This window comes from Mesorhizobium sp. RCAM 05099 (genome assembly GCF_059683685.1).
Map to the genome: position 1 here is coordinate 5,490,563 of NZ_CM185035.1, position 19,855 is coordinate 5,510,417.

At 60.4% G+C, this 19,855-nt stretch carries 14 protein-coding genes; 11 read left to right on the plus strand and 3 right to left on the minus strand.

Translation table 11 applies throughout. The annotated features are described in order from the left end of the window. Positions 1-281 precede the first annotated feature (281 nt). The 7 genes from AC56QQ_RS27135 to AC56QQ_RS27165 all read left to right on the plus strand — a co-directional run bounded on the left by AC56QQ_RS27135 (position 282) and on the right by AC56QQ_RS27165 (position 10,566). Positions 282-1,703: a lipopolysaccharide biosynthesis protein gene (locus tag AC56QQ_RS27135; protein ID WP_489859970.1), complete on the plus strand. Its 1,422-nt coding sequence runs from the start codon at positions 282-284 to the stop codon at positions 1,701-1,703. Then, complete coding sequence (gene cysD, locus AC56QQ_RS27140; protein WP_489859969.1) at positions 1,704-2,669, plus strand: sulfate adenylyltransferase subunit CysD; 966 nt, start codon at positions 1,704-1,706, stop codon at positions 2,667-2,669. Next, positions 2,669-4,600 (plus strand): sulfate adenylyltransferase subunit CysN, encoded by a 1,932-nt coding sequence (cysN, locus tag AC56QQ_RS27145; RefSeq protein WP_497124054.1) that lies wholly within the window; start codon positions 2,669-2,671, stop codon positions 4,598-4,600. The genes cysD and cysN overlap by 1 nt, the downstream gene beginning before the upstream one ends. Before the next feature lie 6 nt (positions 4,601-4,606). Beyond that, entirely contained in the window at positions 4,607-5,803 is a 1,197-nt protein-coding gene (locus tag AC56QQ_RS27150; protein ID WP_497124056.1) for a glycosyltransferase family 4 protein, read from the plus strand. Between the two features lie 37 nt (positions 5,804-5,840). Further along, the gene (locus tag AC56QQ_RS27155; protein ID WP_489859966.1) at positions 5,841-6,689 is read left to right on the plus strand and encodes a sulfotransferase family protein; all 849 of its coding nucleotides are present in this window, start codon (positions 5,841-5,843) and stop codon (positions 6,687-6,689) included. A 251-nt stretch (positions 6,690-6,940) separates the two neighbouring features. Then, entirely contained in the window at positions 6,941-9,097 is a 2,157-nt protein-coding gene (locus tag AC56QQ_RS27160) for a polysaccharide biosynthesis protein (RefSeq protein ID WP_497124057.1), read from the plus strand. 20 nt (positions 9,098-9,117) lie between these two features. Continuing rightward, positions 9,118-10,566 carry a pectate lyase gene (locus tag AC56QQ_RS27165; RefSeq protein ID WP_497124058.1) on the plus strand — a complete coding sequence of 483 codons (1,449 nt, stop codon included), beginning with the start codon at positions 9,118-9,120 and terminating at the stop codon, positions 10,564-10,566. Between the two features lie 89 nt (positions 10,567-10,655). On the opposite strand, the gene AC56QQ_RS27170 is transcribed toward AC56QQ_RS27165, so the two are convergent. Next, complete coding sequence (locus AC56QQ_RS27170) at positions 10,656-11,894, minus strand: O-antigen ligase family protein (protein ID WP_497124059.1); 1,239 nt, start codon at positions 11,892-11,894, stop codon at positions 10,656-10,658. Between the two features lie 350 nt (positions 11,895-12,244). Between AC56QQ_RS27170 and AC56QQ_RS27175 the strand changes: the two genes are divergently transcribed. Further along, positions 12,245-14,536, plus strand: coding sequence for a GumC family protein (locus tag AC56QQ_RS27175; protein ID WP_497124060.1), 2,292 nt, complete (start codon positions 12,245-12,247; stop codon positions 14,534-14,536). A 49-nt stretch (positions 14,537-14,585) separates the two neighbouring features. On the opposite strand, the gene AC56QQ_RS27180 is transcribed toward AC56QQ_RS27175, so the two are convergent. Next, positions 14,586-15,758 (minus strand): glycosyltransferase family 4 protein, encoded by a 1,173-nt coding sequence (locus AC56QQ_RS27180; RefSeq protein WP_497129142.1) that lies wholly within the window; start codon positions 15,756-15,758, stop codon positions 14,586-14,588. A gap of 24 nt (positions 15,759-15,782) precedes the next feature. Beyond that, a complete protein-coding gene (locus AC56QQ_RS27185; protein ID WP_497124061.1) occupies positions 15,783-16,934 on the minus strand; it encodes a glycosyltransferase in 1,152 nt (383 codons plus the stop codon). 219 nt (positions 16,935-17,153) lie between these two features. Between AC56QQ_RS27185 and AC56QQ_RS27190 the strand changes: the two genes are divergently transcribed. The 3 genes from AC56QQ_RS27190 to AC56QQ_RS27200 are packed head-to-tail and all read left to right on the plus strand — an operon-like array spanning position 17,154 to position 19,854. Continuing rightward, the gene (locus tag AC56QQ_RS27190; protein WP_497124062.1) at positions 17,154-18,521 is read left to right on the plus strand and encodes a polysaccharide biosynthesis/export family protein; all 1,368 of its coding nucleotides are present in this window, start codon (positions 17,154-17,156) and stop codon (positions 18,519-18,521) included. Then, entirely contained in the window at positions 18,518-19,180 is a 663-nt protein-coding gene (locus AC56QQ_RS27195; protein WP_497124063.1) for a sugar transferase, read from the plus strand. The genes AC56QQ_RS27190 and AC56QQ_RS27195 overlap by 4 nt, the downstream gene beginning before the upstream one ends. Beyond that, the gene (locus AC56QQ_RS27200) at positions 19,177-19,854 is read left to right on the plus strand and encodes a PIG-L deacetylase family protein (RefSeq protein ID WP_497124064.1); all 678 of its coding nucleotides are present in this window, start codon (positions 19,177-19,179) and stop codon (positions 19,852-19,854) included. The genes AC56QQ_RS27195 and AC56QQ_RS27200 overlap by 4 nt, the downstream gene beginning before the upstream one ends. Position 19,855 lies beyond the last annotated feature (1 nt).

The window sequence follows — 19,855 nt, forward strand, 5'->3', positions numbered from 1 at the left end:
CTCGATCGTCCTGGCAATCCGGCGCGAGCGGGCAGACCCGCGGCGCGAGTGACAGAGGCGGTTGAATTCAGATGCATGACCAGGTCCGGCGGGCCGTGAATTCCTTACCGCTAATGGGCTAGGCCATCAGTCGTAGCAATGATCGGGTCGTGACTTATTGAGGTTGCAACAGAGCCGAACTTGGTTGTGGCGGGTTCTTCTTTTCCGCCGATGATGGGAGGCGTCAGCGGGGCTCTGGCGTGGACTTGGGATCTGTGTGCTCCGCAAGGACGGAGTGTGGGGTGAGTTTGACAACGATTGCGATGATCAGAGGACTGGCTCGACGTGTGACGGAGGCCCTCAAACACAGGAGCGCCGGCCGCACGCGCCTGGCCAACATCGCACATCTTTTGACGGGCAATTTTCTCGGCTCATTGCTCGGGCTCGTGGCCTTTACGCTTTCGGCGCGAGCACTTGGCGTGGCAAACTATGGCCAGCTTGCATTGATCATCGCGTTCACGCGGGTCGTTGAGCGCGTCGTCAGTTTCCAATCGTGGCAGCCAATCATCAAATATGCGGCGGGCCTCAACGCGTCCGAAGACCGCGATGGCCTGCGTATTCTCATGAAATTCGGCCTGCTTATCGACGTTGGAGCCGCCGTTTGCGCTTGGGTCATCGCCGTGGGCGTCGCCCTTCTCGTCGCACCATTTTTCGGTTGGTCCGCGGAAATCGTGCATCTTCTCGTTCTGTATTCCAGCGTCCTGCTGTTCCAGATCTCAGGCGTTCCGGTCGCGGTGCAGCGCATGGCCGGCAACTTCCGCCTCCTGGCCTATGGGCAGTTGCTCAACGCGGTTTTGCGGGTGTTGCTGTGCCTCCTCGGCGTGCTGCTCAAAGCCGATCTCGCCTATTTCGCCGCGGTTTGGGGAGGAACCCAGATACTCGGTTCGCTGACGCTGTTGACGTTGACAATGCGGGCGCTGCACCGGCAGGGCGTCCACAATATTCTGCGCGCGCCCCTGGCCGGAATCACAAGCCGCTTTCCCGGCATCTGGAATTTCGCGTGGTCTTCAAACATTTCGCTGACCTTGCGCGTAAGCGCGCAGGAACTCGATACATTGCTGGTCGGATTCCTCGCCGACCCCGCTTCAGCCGGCCTGTACCAAATCGCCAAGCGCATAGGACGCGTCGGCCAGCAAGTCGGCCCCCAGGTGCAGAATGTCCTCTATCCTGATGTAGCCCGCCTTTGGGCGAAGGGAAGCATCAAAGAATTCAAGCGGGCGATCTTTCAGGCCGAAGCCATGCTGCTCGGCTTTGGGATCCTTTGCATCCTGGTTGTCGCGGCGCTAATTCGGCCGCTGCTGATCTGGACCGCAGGGCCTGATTTTCTCGGCGCGGCCAACCTCGTCATCGTGCAGATGGTTGCGGTCGCCTTCGTGCTTTCCGGCTCTGCCGCCAGATCCGCGCTGCTGGCCATGGGCAAGCAGCGCGAGGTATTGCGAATCGTTATCCTCGCGACAGTCGCCTTCCACGTGACGGCACTCCTGCTGATCCCGCGGATCGGTGCAATGGGCGGCAACATCGCTCACATCGTCCTGGGCATACTGTGGACCACAGGTTTGGCGCTCTCATTGCAACAAGCGTTCAAGACTATTCACACCGACAGGCAAATACGGCCAGCGGACGGCCTCAATCCGGCAAGTCTTTCCTCTTCAAAGGCAATCTAGATGACTCCTGCACCTCAAGCTTTAGCCACTTTGCCCATAGCGCAGCGACGCGCTGGTCCCTTGTCGCCGTCCCTTACCCATCTGCAGCGGCTCGAGGCTGAATCGATCCATATTATTCGAGAGGTGGCGGCCGAGTTGCGCAACCCTGTGATGCTGTATTCGGTGGGCAAGGATTCCGCGGTGATGTTGCACCTCGCGATGAAGGCCTTCTACCCGTCGCAGCTGCCGTTTCCCCTGCTCCACATCGATACGACCTGGAAGTTCAAGGAGATGATCCGCTTCCGCGATGAGACCGTGGCGCGGCTTGGCTTGAATTTGCTGGTGCGTCGCAACGAAGCCGGTCTCGCCGAGGGCATCACGCCTTTTACCCACAACTCATCGGTCTACACGCAGATCATGAAGACGGAAGCGTTGAAATCGGCATTGTCCTCGTTCGGATTCGATGCCGCTTTCGGCGGGGCGCGGCGAGATGAGGAGAAGAGCCGCGCGAAAGAGCGAGTGTTTTCGCTTCGCAGCGACAGCCACGGCTGGGATCCAAAGAACCAGCGTCCGGAATTGTGGAACCTCTATAACGGCCGGCTGAAGGCTGGGGAGTCCGTTCGCGTCTTCCCCCTCTCGAACTGGACCGAAACCGATATCTGGCAATATATCATGAGGGAGCGCATCCCCCTCGTGTCGCTCTACTTTGCCGCAAAGCGCCCGGTCGTGGAGCGCGACGGACAGTGGATCATGGTGGATGACGACCGTCTGCCGCTACGCCCGGGCGAAGTGCCCGAAATGCGCTCTGTCCGCTTCCGCACCCTTGGTTGCTACCCACTCACCGCGGCCACCGAAAGCACTGCCGCGACAGTTCCCGAAGTGCTCCAGGAAATGCTTGTCGCGAGGACTTCCGAGCGATCGGGCCGCCTGATCGATCATGATGAGGCGGCGTCAATGGAAAAGAAAAAGCGTGAGGGGTACTTCTGATGCTGGGTTTTGCTCAAACCGAGGAACTCGAAGCTTCGTCGAAATCCGAGGCCGTCTCGCACTACCTTCATGCCCATGAGCGGAAGAGCCTGTTGCGGTTCCTCACCTGCGGCAGCGTGGACGACGGCAAGTCGACACTGATCGGCAGGCTGCTCTACGACACCCAGTTGCTGATGGAAGATCAACTTGCGGCACTTGCGGCTGATTCCCGCCGACACGGCACGACTGGCGACGATCTCGACTTTGCCCTTCTCGTTGACGGCCTCGCAAGTGAGCGCGAACAAGGCATTACGATCGATGTGGCCTACCGTTTCTTCGCCACCGAGCAACGCAAGTTCATCGTCGCCGACACACCCGGCCATGAGCAATATACACGCAACATGGCCACCGGCGCCTCCAACGCCGATCTTGCGATCATCCTTGTCGATGCAAGGCAGGGAATCCTCGACCAGACCCGCCGACATTCCTTCATCGTTTCCCTGCTCGGAATCCGGCACGTCGTTCTTGCGATCAACAAGATCGACCTGGTTGGCTATTCGCAGGCTGTATTCGACGAGATCGAGACGGCCTATCGAAGTTTTGCGGAGCCGCTCGGCTTCGTTTCACTGCAGGCCATCCCCCTGTCCGCCCGCTATGGAGACAATGTTCTTACCAGAAGTGCGAACCTCCCCTGGTATCAGGGCCCGACACTCATCGAGTACCTGGAGTCCATCGAGGTGGAGAGCGACCGTCGCGCCGCCCCATTCCGCATGCCGGTGCAATGGGTCAATCGTCCCAACCTCGACTTTCGCGGATTTGCCGGCACCATCGCAGCCGGGGTGGTAAGGCCGGGAGACCGCGTGGCCGTGGCGCGCTCAGGCGTGACGACCTTGGTGAAGCGTATTGTCACCCAGGATGGAGACCTGCCCGAGGCAGGCGCCGGCGAGGCGGTCACACTGACGCTCGAAGACGAGATCGACGTCTCCCGCGGCGACGTTCTGGCAGCCGCGGCCGAACGCCCGGAAGTGTCCGATCAGTTTGCGGCGCATGTGCTCTGGATGCATGACGATCCGTTGATCCCCGGCCGCCCGTATCTGATCAAGCTCGCCACCAGTGCCGTAGGTGCAAGCATCACGCATATAAAACACAGGGTGGACATCAATAATTTCGCGAAGCTCGCCACGAAAACCCTTGAAAAGAACGAAGTCGGCTTCGTCAATATAATGACCCAGGCGCCGCTTGCTTTCGATCCTTTCTCCCGAGTGCATGAAACCGGCGCGTTCATCGTCATCGACCGGATAACCAATCACACGGTCGGGGCTGGAATGATCGATTTCAGTCTGCGCAGGGCAAGCAATATCCATTGGCAGGCGCTGGACGTGGACATGAACGCGCGCGCGATCGCCAAAGGCCAAAAACCGGCGCTGCTGTGGTTCACAGGCCTCTCGGGTGCCGGGAAGTCAACGATCGCCAATCTGGTGGAGAAGCGTCTTCATGCGATCGGCAAGCACACGTATCTTCTGGATGGCGACAATGTTCGCCACGGCCTGAACAAGGACCTTGGCTTTACCGACGCTGACCGTGTCGAGAACATTCGTCGTGTGGCCGAAGCCGCCAAGCTGATGGTCGATGCCGGGTTGATAGTGCTGGCTTCGTTCATTTCACCATTCCGGGCGGAACGCCGGATGGCGCGCGACCTCTTTGCCGCCGGACAGTTTATCGAAATCTTCATCGATACGCCGCTGGAGGTGGCGGAAGGTCGTGACCCAAAGGGCCTGTATCAACGCGCCCGAAACGGGTTGATCCAGAATTTCACTGGCATTGGCAGTCCCTATGAGCGCCCCGAAGCTCCGCATATAACGATTACGCCAGATCTGAGCGCCGATGAGGCCGCTGAACTGATCGTCAGTCATCTTGACCGAGGCAGTTACCTTGGAAGCGCAACCGGGTAGCGGGCGATGAGCGATGGGCCTGGCCAGGAGCCGATACGGGTTTGCTTTCCATTTGTCGGTGACGATGTCGGGGGCAGCCACATCTCGGCACTGAAGCTTATCCAGAATCTGGACAGATCGAGGGTCGAGCCGGTCTTGGTGCTGCAGGAGCCCACCGGCCCCCTGGCGACCTTTCTGCAGCGACAAGGCCAACCTTTCACGGGGCTCCCGCTGTCGAAAACGCTGCCGGCGAAAGGAGCGACCCTAGGCGACATCGCAAACTACCTGACCACCACGCTCCCCTGCATGCGCCGCTTCATCAGGGAGCAACGGTTCGACATCGTTCATACCAACGATGGCAGAACGCATGTCAACTGGGGCATTGCCGCACGGCTGGCGGGCGCACGGCTGGTTTGGCATCATCGCGGCGATCCCGATGCGAAGGGCGCCAATGTTCTTGGGCCGCTGATCGCGGATCGTATGGTGACAGTGTCCCGATTTTCGCGGCCGAAACATCCGATCAGGTCCCTGAATGGACGATTGAGCGTCATCCACAGCCCCTTCGATCACCCATCGGCAATTCCTGACAGGGCTGCCGCCAAGGCCGCGCTCCTGGATGAGCTTGGCCTCGAGCCGGGCACACGAGTCCTGAGCTTCATCGGCGGCCTGATCGAGCGAAAGCGCCCCCTTCTCTTCATCGACATCATTGAGCGTTTCGCGCGCGAGTATCCTCAAATCCCGATTGTCGGCTGCGTGTTCGGGATTTCGCCGGCTGGCTCGCAGGATTTTGAATCCGCCGCCATGGCACGGTGCGCCGAGCGCGGGCTCGGTCGAACGGTCCGCCTCATGGGCTTTCGCAGCCCGATCGAGCCTTTCCTGGCGGCCACGGATGTTCTCGTCGTTCCCGCCGTTGGAGAGCCTTTTGGAAGGACCCTGATCGAGGCGATGTTTCTTGGTACGCCGGTGGTTGCGACCGATCATGGGGGCAATCCGGAGGCGATCGAGAATGGCCAGACAGGGTTCCTGGTCGCCCCCGAAGACACCGGGGGGTTCATGCAGCCGCTATGGCGGTTGCTCTCGGACCCGCTCCTTTGGACCAGGATCAGCCAGACAGCACGAGACCAGGCCTTCGTCTCCTACGGCACCGACCGGCATGTCGAAAGTGTCACGGAAATCTACGAAGGGGTGCTTCACTGCCCTTCGCGGCATCGGCCTGGCGCATGACGTTGCAAGTCAAGATGGGCACATAAGGGTTTGACGAATGCAGGCGCAAGACATCGACTTTCTTATCATCGGCGCGGCAAAAAGTGCCACGACGTGGCTGCAGCAATCTCTGCAGGCAGATCCGGCCGTCTGCATGCCAGATCCCGAGTTGCACTATTTCAGCCGCTTCTATGATCGAGGTGACGACTGGTACTTCAGCCAGTTTCCGGAGATTCAAGCCGGACAACTCGTAGGCGAAAAGTCGAATTCCTACCTGGATACCCCCTCGGCTCCTCAGAGGGTTCACGACCTGCTGCCGCATGTCAGGCTGATCGTACAGCTCCGCAACCCGGTCGAACGGGCCTATTCAGACTATTGCATGCTCTATCGCCGCGGCGAAGTCGGTCGTGACATAGATTCCTATCTCGATGCGGGCATGGGCTCCCTGGGCCGCTTTCTTGTCGGCGGCCTCTACTGCGCGCAGCTGCAGGCTTATCTCGATCTCTATCCAAAGGATCGGGTGCTGGTTCTCTTTTTCGAGGAGATGGTGGCAAGGCCCGTGGAGCATTTGAGCAAGGTCAGGCAGTTTCTGGGCCTCCCCGCGGCCGAAACGGCGCTGCCCGTGGCGAAAAAGGTGAAAGACCGCAGGGAACCAATGATTGGGCCGCGGCTGCGCAAGATCATGAAACCATTGAAGCCGCTGGTTCGTCCCTTCAGGGACAGTTCAGTTTTCGCGGCCGCACGGGGCGCCCTGGCCGGCCAGATTGCCTATCCGCCGTTTACCCCGAGGCTGCGATCCCGACTTGTCAATTTTTATGCGGACGATGTGGAGAAGTTGGGTGCGCTGGTGCAGCGGGACCTGTCGGGCTGGCTGGGCCAGGCTGGCGGAAGTACCTCTTTGGATTGAGCCCGCTAAAGTCTCTCTTGCGACCTGGGGTAGTTGCTTCATGCACAAAAGCAGGTGTTGCGCCGGAAGTCCGCAAGGCTTTCCATAGCAACTATAAAGTCGTTAGCCTCGGAGACAGGTGAGCTCGGGCCAGCTTGTTCTTGAATGAACAAGAGTTGGCACGTGTGGATTTGTGTCCGCGAACTCAACAGCCGTTCATCTTAACGCGCTCTCTTGACGCGCGGCGGCGAAGCTTTGTCGAGGTCCTGGTAATGAGCCAGTTAGATCAACCACTGGAAACAGTCGGTCCGCTCGGGGGGCCATCCCTTTTGATAGCCTCCGCAATCGCTCTAGGCCGTCTTGTCAGCAAACCGCGGACAATCCTTCATGTCCTTTCATATTTCCGTCGACGTCTGACCGGGCGCACCAAGGCCGTTGGCAAGAATCTTCCTCTCTACGTCATCGATCTGTCGATGGCTCTCGCGGCGCTGTCATTCGCTTCTTTCATGCGGTTGGGCCTCGATGGCGAAGTCAACAATCCTGAGAGCTTCCAGTCACTGCTCTTCGCGCTGCCTTGCTTCTTTCTCACCTGTGCCATCGTCTTTCCGGTGACTTGCCTCTACACCCGCAACTGGCGCTACGCGTCAATCGGCGACATGTTCGGCATCGTTCGCGCGGTGCTCGTTGCATCGCTGGCATTCGTGTTCGTGATGTTTGTAGCGACACGGCTCGATTCAATTCCCCGCTCGGTGATCGTGATCGAGGCACTCTTGCTGGTGCCGATGCTCATTTCGGTTCGGATCCGCTCCAAGCTCCTCGAGGTCCGCCGATTTGGTCCGGCAGCGAGTAGAGCAGGCAATGGACGCGATATGGTACCGGTGTTGCTGGTCGGCGCAAGCGATGCGGCGGACCTCTACATTCGTGCCCTGCAGCGGGACCAGGATGCTCGCCACTGGCCAGTCGGCCTGCTCGAGAGGGGCGCGACGACAGAGGGCTATTTCCTGCGGGGCGTGCCGGTTCTGGGTAGCATTGAGGACTTCGACGCCGTCGTCAGCGATCTTGAGGCTCGCGGCATCAAGCCCAGGCACGTGATCTTCACCGAAAGGATGCCTGGTCTCGTCGACCCTGCGCTCGACGCGCTGATCGACCGGGCCGAACGGCTGGGCATCGCTGTTTCTCGCCCGGCCCCTGTCCTTGAACTGCGCAATCCCAAACACGAGAGTCGCTTCGAACTGCGCCCCATCGAACTTACCGACCTGCTGGAGAGGCCGCAGGCGGTGCTTGATAAAGGCGCGCTGTCCAGAATGATCGAGAACAGCCGCGTCGTTGTCACCGGCGCCGGAGGCTCGATCGGCGGCGAGCTTACACAGCAGATCGCCGCGCTCGGTCCTGCCGAAGTGATCCTGATCGATAACAGCGAGTACAATCTCTACGCTATCGATCTGGAGCTGGCGGAGAAATTCCCGGGGGTGAGCCGGAAGCCGTATATCTGTGACGTACGCGACGCAGCTCGCCTGGGCGAGATTTTCCAACGGCATAGCATCGACCTGGTCTTCCATGCGGCGGCGCTCAAACATGTGCCGATGGTCGAGTTGAATCCCTGCGAGGGCATTCTTACCAACGTCATTGGTACGATGAACGTGGCGGAAGCGACCCGTCTCTGCGGTGCCAAGGCAATGGTCCAGATATCGACGGACAAGGTGGTGAACACGACAAACGTCATGGGCGCCACCAAGCGTTTGGCCGAACTTTATTGCCAGTCCCTGGACCTCGCTTTTGTCGCGAGCGAAACCCCGGTCCGCTTCATGACTGTTCGCTTCGGCAATGTTCTGGGTTCAAGCGGGTCGCTGATCCCGCTGTTCAAGCGCCAGCTCGCCCGCGGTGGTCCGCTGACCGTGACCGATATGGAGATGAAGCGCTTCTTCATGACGATAAGGGAGGCGGTCGAGCTGACCTTGCAGGCATCGGCCCACGGCTTGGAAAAGAAACTTGGCCAAGGCGAAATCTTCGTTCTCGACATGGGCGCGCCAATCAAGATCATCGACATGGCGCGCCGCATGATCAAGCTCGCGGGGTATCGGCCGGACGAAGACATCAAGATCGAGATTGTTGGTTGCAGGCCTGGAGAAAAGCTGTTCGAGGAGCTCTTTGACGAGAGAGAAAGACGTGTCGACGTTCCGATCTCCGGGGTCTTGGGCGCCGTGCCCAACCCGGTGCCGCTCGACACGCTTCGCAAGGCATTTTCGCAATTGCGCCGCATGGCCAGGGCTGGCGACACTGCGGGAGTGTTAGACCTTGTTGCCGAGCTGCTCCCCAGCTACCGGAGAGGGGAGGCAAAACCCGCGGCGGCCTCCTCGGCGTCCTTCGTGCCTCATGTGATACGCGGTTCGGCCAAGGCAGCCATGCCTCCTCGCGACGCTGCCGCTTGATGGCCGGCGGGAGCGCTGCCGTGCCAAGACATATCGCCTTGGTTCTGGCTGTCGCGTTGTCGTGCGGTACCGCACTCGCCGGAGAACCTCAACCGACTGCGGCCGAGGCGCGGCGCGCGATCGAGCGCGCGGGCACCTACTTCCGCGATCATCTCGGTGTAGCGGGAACCTATGTATGGAAATATTCGCTTGATGGCCTGAAAAGGGTGGGCGAAGGCGGTGCCGTGCCCGCGAGCGTTGGCTGGGTGCAGCCGCCGGGCACGCCGGCCGTCGGAGCTGCCTTCCTGCGCATTTTCGAAGTTACCGGCGACAAGCAATGGCTTCAGTCTGCCCAGGTCGTTGCAACGGCCCTGGTGAATACGCAGCTGGAGTCCGGCGGATGGTTTTACAAGATCGAGACCGACCCGCAAAAGGCGGCGACATGGTGCTACCGCGCACTGAAGGTTAGCGGGAAGTCTTGTCACGATATCAAGGACAATCCGCATCGCAACGAGACCGTACTCGACGACAACAACACACAGAGCGTGCTGAATTTTCTGATGTGGTTCGACCGGGCCAGCGGCGGTTCGGATCCGGACGTCCGTACCTGCATCGACAAGGCGCTCCGCCGGCTGATGAAAGTGCAGTACCCGAATGGGGCCTTTCCAGTCTTCTTCACAGGATCCGCGCCTGGTGCCGACGTAGAGACAGTGGCCAAGGCGAGTATTCCCGCCAGTTGGCCTCACGAATGGCAGAAGCCTGACAGTCCGCCCTACTTCATCGTCAATGACAACCTTCCTCGCGATATGGGTCGTCTCTTTCTCAACGCCTACCGCACATATCGAGATCCCGCATATCTCAAGACAGCGCAGAAGGTCGGTGATTTTCTCCTTGCCGCCCAGCTGCCTGAGCCACAACAGGGCTGGGCTCAGGGTTACGATCGCTCGATGCAGCCAGTATGGGGCCGCAAATTCGAGCCGCCTGGCGTCGTCTCGCGCGAAACCGCCGGCAATATCGATTACCTGATCGAGTTGAACGAGCAAGACAAGGATGCGCGGTTGCTTGACGCGGCAGTGTCGGCGGCCACCTGGCTGAAAGCGGCGCGCCTGCCCGATGGCAAATGGGCACGTTTCTACGAACTCAACACCAATCGGCCGCTTTACATCGATGATGGTGGCAAGGTGACCTTCGATTACAAGAACCTCTGGCAACATTACGGCATGAAAACCGGTGCCGAGATCGAGCCGGTTTTCACCCGGCTGGAGCTTGCCAAGCGTGGCTTGACAGTTCCCCATCAACAGCTGTGGATCAGCGCCGCGGATGAGTTGAGCGCTGACGAACTGAGTTCGAAGGTACGTCAACTCATCGATAGCCAGGATGCTCAGGGACGTTGGGTTGTGGGTCGGCTTATCCAGGGAGAAGACTTTGTCGACGGCGTGTTCGCCCTCGCTCGTTTTATCTCCCCGGAAGCATCACCATCGGGCCAGTAGTTTCCGCACGTCGCTCTTGCAGATCCTGATCCAGGTCTTCCGTCAGTGTCGATTGGGCCTTAAGGTTGGCAAGCCCAGTTGGCGTGGCCTCAGGCCGGTCTGCGTTGGGGCTGCAAACGAACCCGCTCGGAGCGAGCACGACGAAGGAAACGGGCGACCGATTTTGGAGCCGGGCCGTCACGCAAAATCGCAACACTGGGCGCGATCCCAAGCAGCAGGGGCACAATAAAGAAACGACCATAGAGGTGCGGCAGCGCGTTGGCCAAGGCCGCGAAGAGGAGGACCGTCGCAAGCGTGCAAATGGCGGCTATTCGTCCTTCGCGAAGCCGCGCAGCGAGCATCCCGACGACTATGCCGGCGACCAGCATGAGCAGAAAGCCGATCAACCCAGGCAGCCCCGCCTCGACCCATATCAAGAGATAGGTGTTGTGGACCGGAGCATGCAACTCGCTGACCAGTCGATACTGGTCGGCACCGATGCCAAGCAGAGAATTTTTGTCCGCTTTGCCAATGGCCTCCTGGATAAGCCGCATGCGGTCCGCAAACGTACCCGCCTCGTCAATGTCGCCATTTTGCAACGCGTTCAGCACACGGCGTTGGAAAACGGCTGGCAGGAAGTCGCGGCCCCACGTGATGACGATAAAGAACGTGGCCAACGACGATCCCGCCAGCAAGATGATACGGCGCCACGAGCCGGTCATGGCAACGAAGATGGTAAGCGCGAAGACGAGACCAATCAGGCCTGTATTGGATCCGGTCAGAACAATGCCATACGCAAAGAGCGGCACTCCTATCCAGGCCCAGCGAGGCCGCGCGCATCCCGAGGCCACCATCCACAACAACAGAGGAACCGCGAGTGCAATCAGCGTCGCACACTCGTTCTCGCGTTCGACCCAGCCGATAAAACGGCCATTGCCGCTGACGAAACTCGAGCCTTGTCCCTTGAGGACGTCGATCACCACTATTCCCTGCACGCACATCAAGGCGATCGAGCAGGTGAACGCTTTTATCAAGACAACGGTTTCGGCCCAGGGGCGCGATGCGAGCATGAAGGCCAGAAGAAAGTAGGCGTACAGATATTGCGCCGAGATGACGAAACCTCGCCCTGGATCTCCGACGACAAGGCTGCTCAGCAGCAACATGCCACACAACAGCGCGATCCCGGTGTTCCACAGAAGCGTCCCTGCAGCCAAGGGGGCAAGCGGAAAGGATTTCCCGAGCATCATCGCCAAGACAGCCGCCAGAGCGAAGGCGTCGCTGGCGGTAAAGTAGAATGTGTCGACACGCAGGATGTTGAAGGGAGCGAGGAAGACGGACGCGGCAGCCAACCAGAGCGCGATTCTCCCAGTCACCTTTGGCACAGGCGGGGCAGCCGGCCTGCGGTCGGGCTTTGCCCAGTACCCGCGAGGAGTCCCGGCGTGATTCATCCTCACTCCTGATCTACTTGAAGGCTTCTTTTCACCAGCCTCATGGACATGCAGTTCGGTGTATCTGCCAAGATGGGCCCCCGGCTAACCACGCTATCCTTTCGGATAATACCCTTGCCGCGACTAAGTCTCTTGAACGCGCTCGCGCCCGCGCATCCATGCTAAAAACCTGTCGCTTGGGTTCGGTCTCGAAACTCGGCTTTTTGGAAGACCGGTGAGACCGGCGAGGATAAATCTAAGGGGCGTGATCTGTGAGCTTGATAGACGAAAACAGCGTGTGGAACCGACTGGGACCATTCCTTCAGGATTCGCCCGAGGCATCGGAGGAACGAACATTCGGCGTTCGTGAGCTCTACAATCTTTTCCGCAGACGCCTCCCCTTGATCATTGCGCTCATCATTGCCGGCACCGCTCTTGCGCTTGTCGCCGCCCTCGAACTTCCCAAGACGTATACGGCTCGTTCCATGATCGTTGTCGAAACCGACAACCCCAATCCTCTCGATACCGCGCAGGCGCAGCCGAACCAGCAGCCCGACAAGTCGCGGATGGACACCGAGGCGGATCTGATCACCTCTCGGGTATTTGCCAGCCTGGTTGTCGACAGGCTCGACCTCATCGAGGATCCTGACTTCAACACCTATCTGCCGCCAGCCGCAGCCGGTGGGACTTCGGGCACCGGAGTGCTGTCACAAGCCGTCGGCTTGATCGCCTCGATACCGCAGAAGATGTTCGCCCTTGTCACCGGCGGCAACCCGCAGGATACGTCTCTCCCGCCCAAGGCTGTTCAGCAGGACCGGGCGATTTCGTTGTATCTGGCGAGCCTGTCGGTTGACCGTTCCGGCGAAAGCGCGGCGATGACGATCTCGTTCGTCAACGACGACGCAGCGACCGCGGCCAAGATAGCCAATGCAACGGCCAGGCTGTTCGTGGAATGGTCTCGTGACAACAAGCGGCAGGACATCAAGGACGCCGTCGGCTTTTTGAGACAGCAATCGACCGAGGTTGCGTCACGGATTGCCGCGATCGAAGGCCAGATCGCCAAATACGCGAATGAACATGGTGTCTCCAGCGATCCGCGCGATGATCTGCTGCGCGCCTCGATCCAGCAGGCCAACGAGCAGCTCAGCACCGCGAGGGGTGAGTACACGCAAGCGCAAGCGCGCCTCGCCCAGGTCAGGCTTGCGGCCAAGACCGGCGACACGGGGGCCAACGTCGATCCCCTGCTCTCGTCAGATTTTCTCACGTCGCTGCGCAACGATGAAGCGACCGCGATGAGGGACCGCGCGCAACTGGCCAGCAATTACGGTCGAAATCATCCGTTGGTCCAGGAGGCCGATGCAAAGATAGCGGCCGTCCGTGCGATGATTTCCCAAGAGATGCTGCGGACGATTGCCATCCTGGAAAATGACGTGCGTGTCGACGAGGGCCGGGTGGACCAGCTCACCAAGAGCCTGGAGGCTTCCAACGAAGAACTGCGCCAAAGGAGCCTGGCGGAAGCAAAGCTGCGTGAGCTGAACAACAACCTGACAACCGAGCAAAAGCTCTACGACCTCGTGTCCGGCAGGCTCGGCAGCCTCGATCCGTTTTCCGAAGCGGTCGCGCCTGGTGTGCGCACCGTCTCCGCGGCGGAGATCCCGACGAGTCCTTCCTTTCCAAAGCTGCGTTTGATGGTTGCGGGCGGTTTCACCGCATCGCTTGTCCTGGCCTTGATCCTTGTGCTGACCCTGGAAAGCATGGATGTGCGGGTACGGGATCCGCGACGTGTATCGAAGCTGATCCGCGCTCCCCTTCTGGCGTCAATTCCGCAGTTGCCCCGGAAGTTCCTGCAACGCGCGCTGCCGCCTCTTGAAACCTTGCTGTCGCAACCGCGGTCGGCTTTTTCCGACGCATTCCGATCGCTTTACGGTGCCTGCACCCGGATGAACGGTGGGCGAGGCAAACATATTATCCTGGTCAGCTCCGGCTTGCCGCAGGAAGGCAAGACAACGACGGCCATGGGCCTTGCCATGGCAGCTGGGATGGACGGCGCCCTGACAGCGCTGATCGATCTGGACCTGCGGACCCGCAGCCTCCACGGCGCCATGAGGCTTGGCTCCGCCAGCAAGACACTCAACGACTATCTGAACGGTGATTGCGCTCTGGCGGAAATCGTTCAGACGCTGCCTGAAATTCCGCAACTGGATGTGCTGGCGCCATCCGCCGACGATCACACCTCGCCTGAATTTCTCAACTCCAGCCAACTCGCCAAGTTGCTGGAGGCATTCCGGCTCGAGTACGACGTGGTGATCATCGATGCACCGCCCGTGCTCTTTGTCGAAGACGCAATCAGGATTGCTGCCTCGGTGGACACCATCGTGGTCGTGGCCGCATGCGACAGCACCACGCAAGAGGCTCTTTCCCAGGTTGTCGAGCGCCTGCGGTTCGCCGGCGGCCCATCGATCGGCTGGGTGTTGAATCGGGTCGACCCTTTCCAACTGGCCCGTGGTGCCTTGCGGAAAGCCTATCTGAGACGGCAGCAGATAAAGCGCTATTTCCCCGCTTGATTGTCGGTTTGACTGTCGATGGCGGCGTCGCCCGATCGCGCTCGACCGGCTATATTCCCATAGCCTCGAGCAAGGTGTGGTTCACCTTGTGAACGTCGAAGCGTTCTTCCGCGAGCTTTCTCGAATTGGCGCCCATTTTTGCGGCGAGATGCTCATCTTCAAGAAAAGCCCGCTGCGCCGAGGCGAGAGCATCCACGTCTCGTGGCTCGACCCGAAAACCGTTCTGACCGTCGATGACCGTTTCCTGACAGCCAGGCGCGTTGGTCGTGATTATTGGCCGGCCCGTCGACAAGGCTTCCAATGCGCTGCGGGGGATGCCCTCGCGGTAGTAGGAAGGCAACACAAACACCGTGGATGCGGTCAGATAGGGGCCGACATCGTGTGTTTCGCCGAGATATTCCACGGCGCCTTCCCTGGTCCACTGGTCCATTTCGGCCTTCGAGATGGAGAGAGGGCTGGGATCGAACGGCCCGAGAATCTGGAAACGGGCGGTACGGTATTTGGTCTTCAGAATCCGCGCGGCGGCGGCAAACTCGGCAATCCCTTTCTCGCGAAGCAGGCGGGCAATCAGAAGGAAGACGGGAGGTCCCGACGGTGGACGGCTGGCGGCAAACAGCGTCAGGTCCACTCCTGAACCTGGAACCATGATCACCGGCGTCGTCGCGGAGACCATCCCATGGCGTCTGATGTCGGAAGCGTCGGCATCGTTGTAAGCGAAAACAGCCTCGCAGCCGACAAGAGCCGAGCGGTAGAGACCAATGCTCAACCGGCGCAGAACAGCTGCGCGCAGTCCCGTCATGCTGCCGCTGAATATGAATCCGAACCCGGTAAAGAGTGCAAACCGCCGAGGTACTCCGGCAAGGCGGGCAGCCAGCCCACCATAGATGATCGGCTTCATCGTGTAGGCCAGGACGATGTCCGGGGCCAAGCGGCGCATCAGCCTGTAAAGCGCCTTGAGCGTTCGCAGATCGGCCAGCGGATTTGTACCTGCCCTGGCCATCGGAATTTGCCGGAAAGCCACGCCAATTTCCTGGAGCCTGGCGATCGCCTGTTCATCCGCATCCGGGGCCAGCGTGATGACCTCATGCCCTGAAGCGACCATGGCTTTCAGCAGCTCGATGCGAAAGTTGACAAGCGAACGCGTCAGGCTCGCCACCACGACGATCCGCTTGCGGCGCGTCGCATTGTCCGTGGCGGACGGCGCATGATCTCGGCCATTCATATGCACAGCAACCACCAATCGCTCCTATCGATCCGGAATATGGCGACGGCGCGCCAGGGCCGCTTCGTAGAGTTCCAGGTGCCGGCCGACATAAAGCGGAAGAGAGAAGTTCTCCATGACGCGGCGACGGGCCTGTTGACCCAAAGCGCGGCGGTCGGCCGGCTCAAGGGTGACGAGCCTGATCAATCCCGCGGCCAGTGCGTCACTATCCCCCGGCGGAACGACCACCCCACTGTCGCCGACCAGCCAGCCGGAGTCGCCGACCTCAGTAACCACCGCCGGTACGCCACTCGCCATCGCCTCGCCCACGGCAAGGGAAAAGGCCTCACCCCAAGCCGAGCAAAGCGCGTAGACATCGAAGCCCGGCATGAGGTCGGCGATGTCACCGCGGATGCCCGGCGTTGTAATGCGGTCGTCTATGCCGAGCTCGCGGGCGGCGCGCCGCACCGGGCCGTCGGCATGTCCGTCTCCGATAAACACGCCCTGAACGTCGTACCCCAGCGCCAACAGACGGCTGATGGCCCGGACCAGGCTGACCTGGTCCTTCATGGGATGAAACCGTGCCACATGTCCGATTATCAAGCGTCCGGGCGGCAAGCCGAACAGGCGGCGCAGTTTCGTGCCGGCGTCGGCCGAGGGAGAAAACTGATCACAATCAGTCCCGTTCGGAATAACCACCCTGCGGCGCGGATCAAAGCCCAGGCGCTCATGATCGTCGGCGGCGACGCGTGAGCAATATGAGATCGCGCTGGTGCGGCTCGACAGACAGGCTGAAAGCCGGATCAGCTGGCGCGTCAACGGTTTCTCGTCGGCGAGATCACGAATTGTGTGGTGGATGCTCCAGATTACCGGTGAAAAATTGAGCCCGAGCACCGAGCCGAGCATTGCCGCGACATTGCCATGATACATCCAGCCATGAAGGAGATCGGGCGCCGCCCTGCTTATCGACCGTGTCAGCCGAACGACATCGCCTGGACGCGGCCGTTCCGCCATGTCCAGCGACATGACCTTGGATTTTGTATGCTCCACCTGTGCAGCCAACGGTCCGGGAGAAAGCAGGGATAGAACCGAAGACGAGAAGCGATCTTGGTCGAGCTTGCCCAGAAAACGGGCAAGCATGATCTCGGCACCGCCGACGTTGAGACCGGTTATAGTGTGAAGAACACTCGTGTGCACGGAAGCTTCCCAGCTGTCTGCAACGCTACGCCACGAGGAAGCGTTCAATCGGCCGACAGTACCCAGCCGCACCATACGTTGGTTGCGGCTCACATCCAGTTAGCCAAATTGGGTGGGCACGAGACCGAAGGTTATCAGCGCTCCACCAAAGGTATGACTCATTGTGCTCGCGCAGGTGTCGCTAGGGTCTTTCACAGGAAATTTGTGTGGCGGGCTGCTATGGGGTTTTATTGCTATGCTGGGTGGAGCGGGCGGCCGACAGGCGCCTGGACCAGTACGTTCATCGGGAAAGTGTTGCGGCACGCACGGATTGCGGTTTTCGCGATTGCAGCGATCCTTGCTGGTTCCCAGATTGGTGCCTGGGCCGCCGCCAGCGATGACTACAAGCTTTCGGTCGGCGACGTGGTGTCGTTTGATTTCATTGACGATTCGCTTCCTGCCGAACAGCTGACCGTGGCCAGCGATGGCGCCGTCATTATTCCGCTGATCGGCAGTTTCGAGGTCGCCGGCCTGACGGTGCCGGAAGCCCTGGGGCAGATTCGCAAAAGCTTCATCGACCGTCAGTTCTTCAACGATCCCCGGATCTCCTTGGCGGTGGTCAGCTTCCGTCCGATTTTCGTGCTTGGGGATGTCAAGGCGCCGGGCTCGTTTCCCTACCAGCCAGCACTGAATGTCGAGCAGGCGGTGGCGCTTGCCGGCGGCCAATCGACAGGCGGAGCCACTGCCGAGGACCGCGTGGTTACGCGCGCCCGGCTGCGTGGAACCCTTGATGAGAGCGTGGTGCAGATCGCCAAGGAAGCGATGGCCGCGGCGCGCATCAAGGCTCAATTGGCAAACAGCGACAAGATCTCGGAACTGGATCTGCCACCCAAGATCAAAGGACTCATGAATGCCAGTCTGATCGCAACGCTGCTTCCTACGGAGCAGCGCATCCTTGAAACGGATCAACACGCGCTGAGCACACGTCGCAAGCAGCTCTCGGCGGGGATCGACGAAGTGAACGTCGCCCTCTCCAACATTCAACAGCTTTCCGATATCCAGAAGACGGTGATCGCTTCGGCACAAGCCGATCTCGATCGCATCAGGGCCCTCAACAAAAAGGGTCTCGTCACAATTACAGACCTCTCGAACGCCGAGCGCGAGGCGACCACGCAGCAGTCGCATCTGCTTGAAATCTACAATCAGGCTTCGACGGTGCGCCGAGAGTTGAGCCAGTTGCAACGTGACCTGGACGATGCCACCCAGATCTGGACGCACACGGCGCTGACGGATCTTCAAGCCCACAACTCTGAAATCGAACGCCTGATCGCGGTTCGCGAGTCTACGGAGGAGCAGATCCTGCTGTTGAGCTCCCTGGCCGCGGAGCAGACACGGACCAACAACACCATCGCGTTCACGTACCAGATCCGCCGCAAGGTAAATGGCCAGACCGTCACGAAGGTTGTGACCCTCGACGACGCGGTTGCGGCCGGAGACACGATCCTGGTGTCAATAAACCGCATGGACGGTGCCTTGGACACGGCAAACCGTGTGGACGCGACCGTGGCGGCTACCCCGTCCACCGTCCAGGTCGGACCGACGCAATGATCGGCCTGAGCAACCCGATGGCTCGTTCCGCCGACTGGGCCACGCGAGTGCCGATTGGCAGGGCGATGCCCAGCCGGATCGCTTCGGTGGTGCTTTTGGTCCTCAGCCTGCCGCTATGGATCGTGGCTGCCGCGATTGTCTGGGCGAGTCTGGGCCGTCCACTGTTTTTCCGCCAGTCTCGCAGCGGACTGGGGGCTCGCCCCTTCGTGATCTGCAAGTTTCGCACGATGAATGAGGGGCGAGATGCGGACGGCGCGCTGCTCCCCGACCACTTGCGTGAGACTCCAGCCACGCGGCTGATGCGCTCCACACGCATCGATGAGCTGCCGCAACTTCTCTCGATAGCCAAGGGCGACATGGCCTTCATAGGGCCGCGCCCGTTGCTCCCGGCCACTGTCGCCGAGTTCGGCGAGCTGGGACGTATTCGTGGCACGGTTCGTCCGGGCTTGTCCGGATGGGCACAGGTGAACGGCAACACCCGTCTCACCAACAGCGAGAAGCTGGCGCTTGACCTCTGGTATGTGCGCAACCGCAGCCTGTGGCTCGATCTGCGCATACTGGTTCTGACCGTGCAAGTCGCACTGTTGGGCGAGCGCGTCGACCGCCGCCATGTCGACCACGCTGTGAAGGCGATGCCCGCCGGGACGGTTCGGTCATGAGCCTTACCCTCGGTCGAGTTCTGGTGATCGCACCGCATCCGGACGATGAGGTCCTGGGGTGTGGCGGCACGATAGCCCGGGTGGCTGCACAAGGCGGGGAAGTCCACGTTGCCGTGGTTACGCGAGGCTGCCCACCGGCTTTCACCGAGGAGATGACGCAACGGGTTCGCTGTGAGGCGAAGGCGGCCCATGCCTGTCTGGGCGTACGCCAGACGCACTGGCTTGATCTGCCGGCAGCCCAGATCGCCGAGACGCCGCACACGACCCTCAACACGGCGCTGCAGACCTTGTTGCGGGAGGTCATGCCGGACACGCTGCTTATCCCCTTCGTCGGCGATGTGCACATGGACCACCAGCTGATCTTCCTGTCGTCACTGGTAGCGGCTCGTCCCGTGCAAGCCCAATACCCGCGGACGATCATGGCCTACGAGACCGTGTCCGAGACGAACTGGAATGCACCCTATGTGACGCCGAGTTTCGTGCCGAACGTCTTCATGGACATTGAAGCCACGCTCGCCCGCAAACTCGAAGCCGCGTCGATGTTCGCCTCGCAGATAAAGGCCTTCCCGCACGAGCGCTCGATCGAAACCTTGCGGGCGCTGGCGATTGTCAGGGGCACCGCCGTCCATTTGAGGGCGGCCGAGGCCTTCGTCCTTTTGAGAAATGTCATCTAAG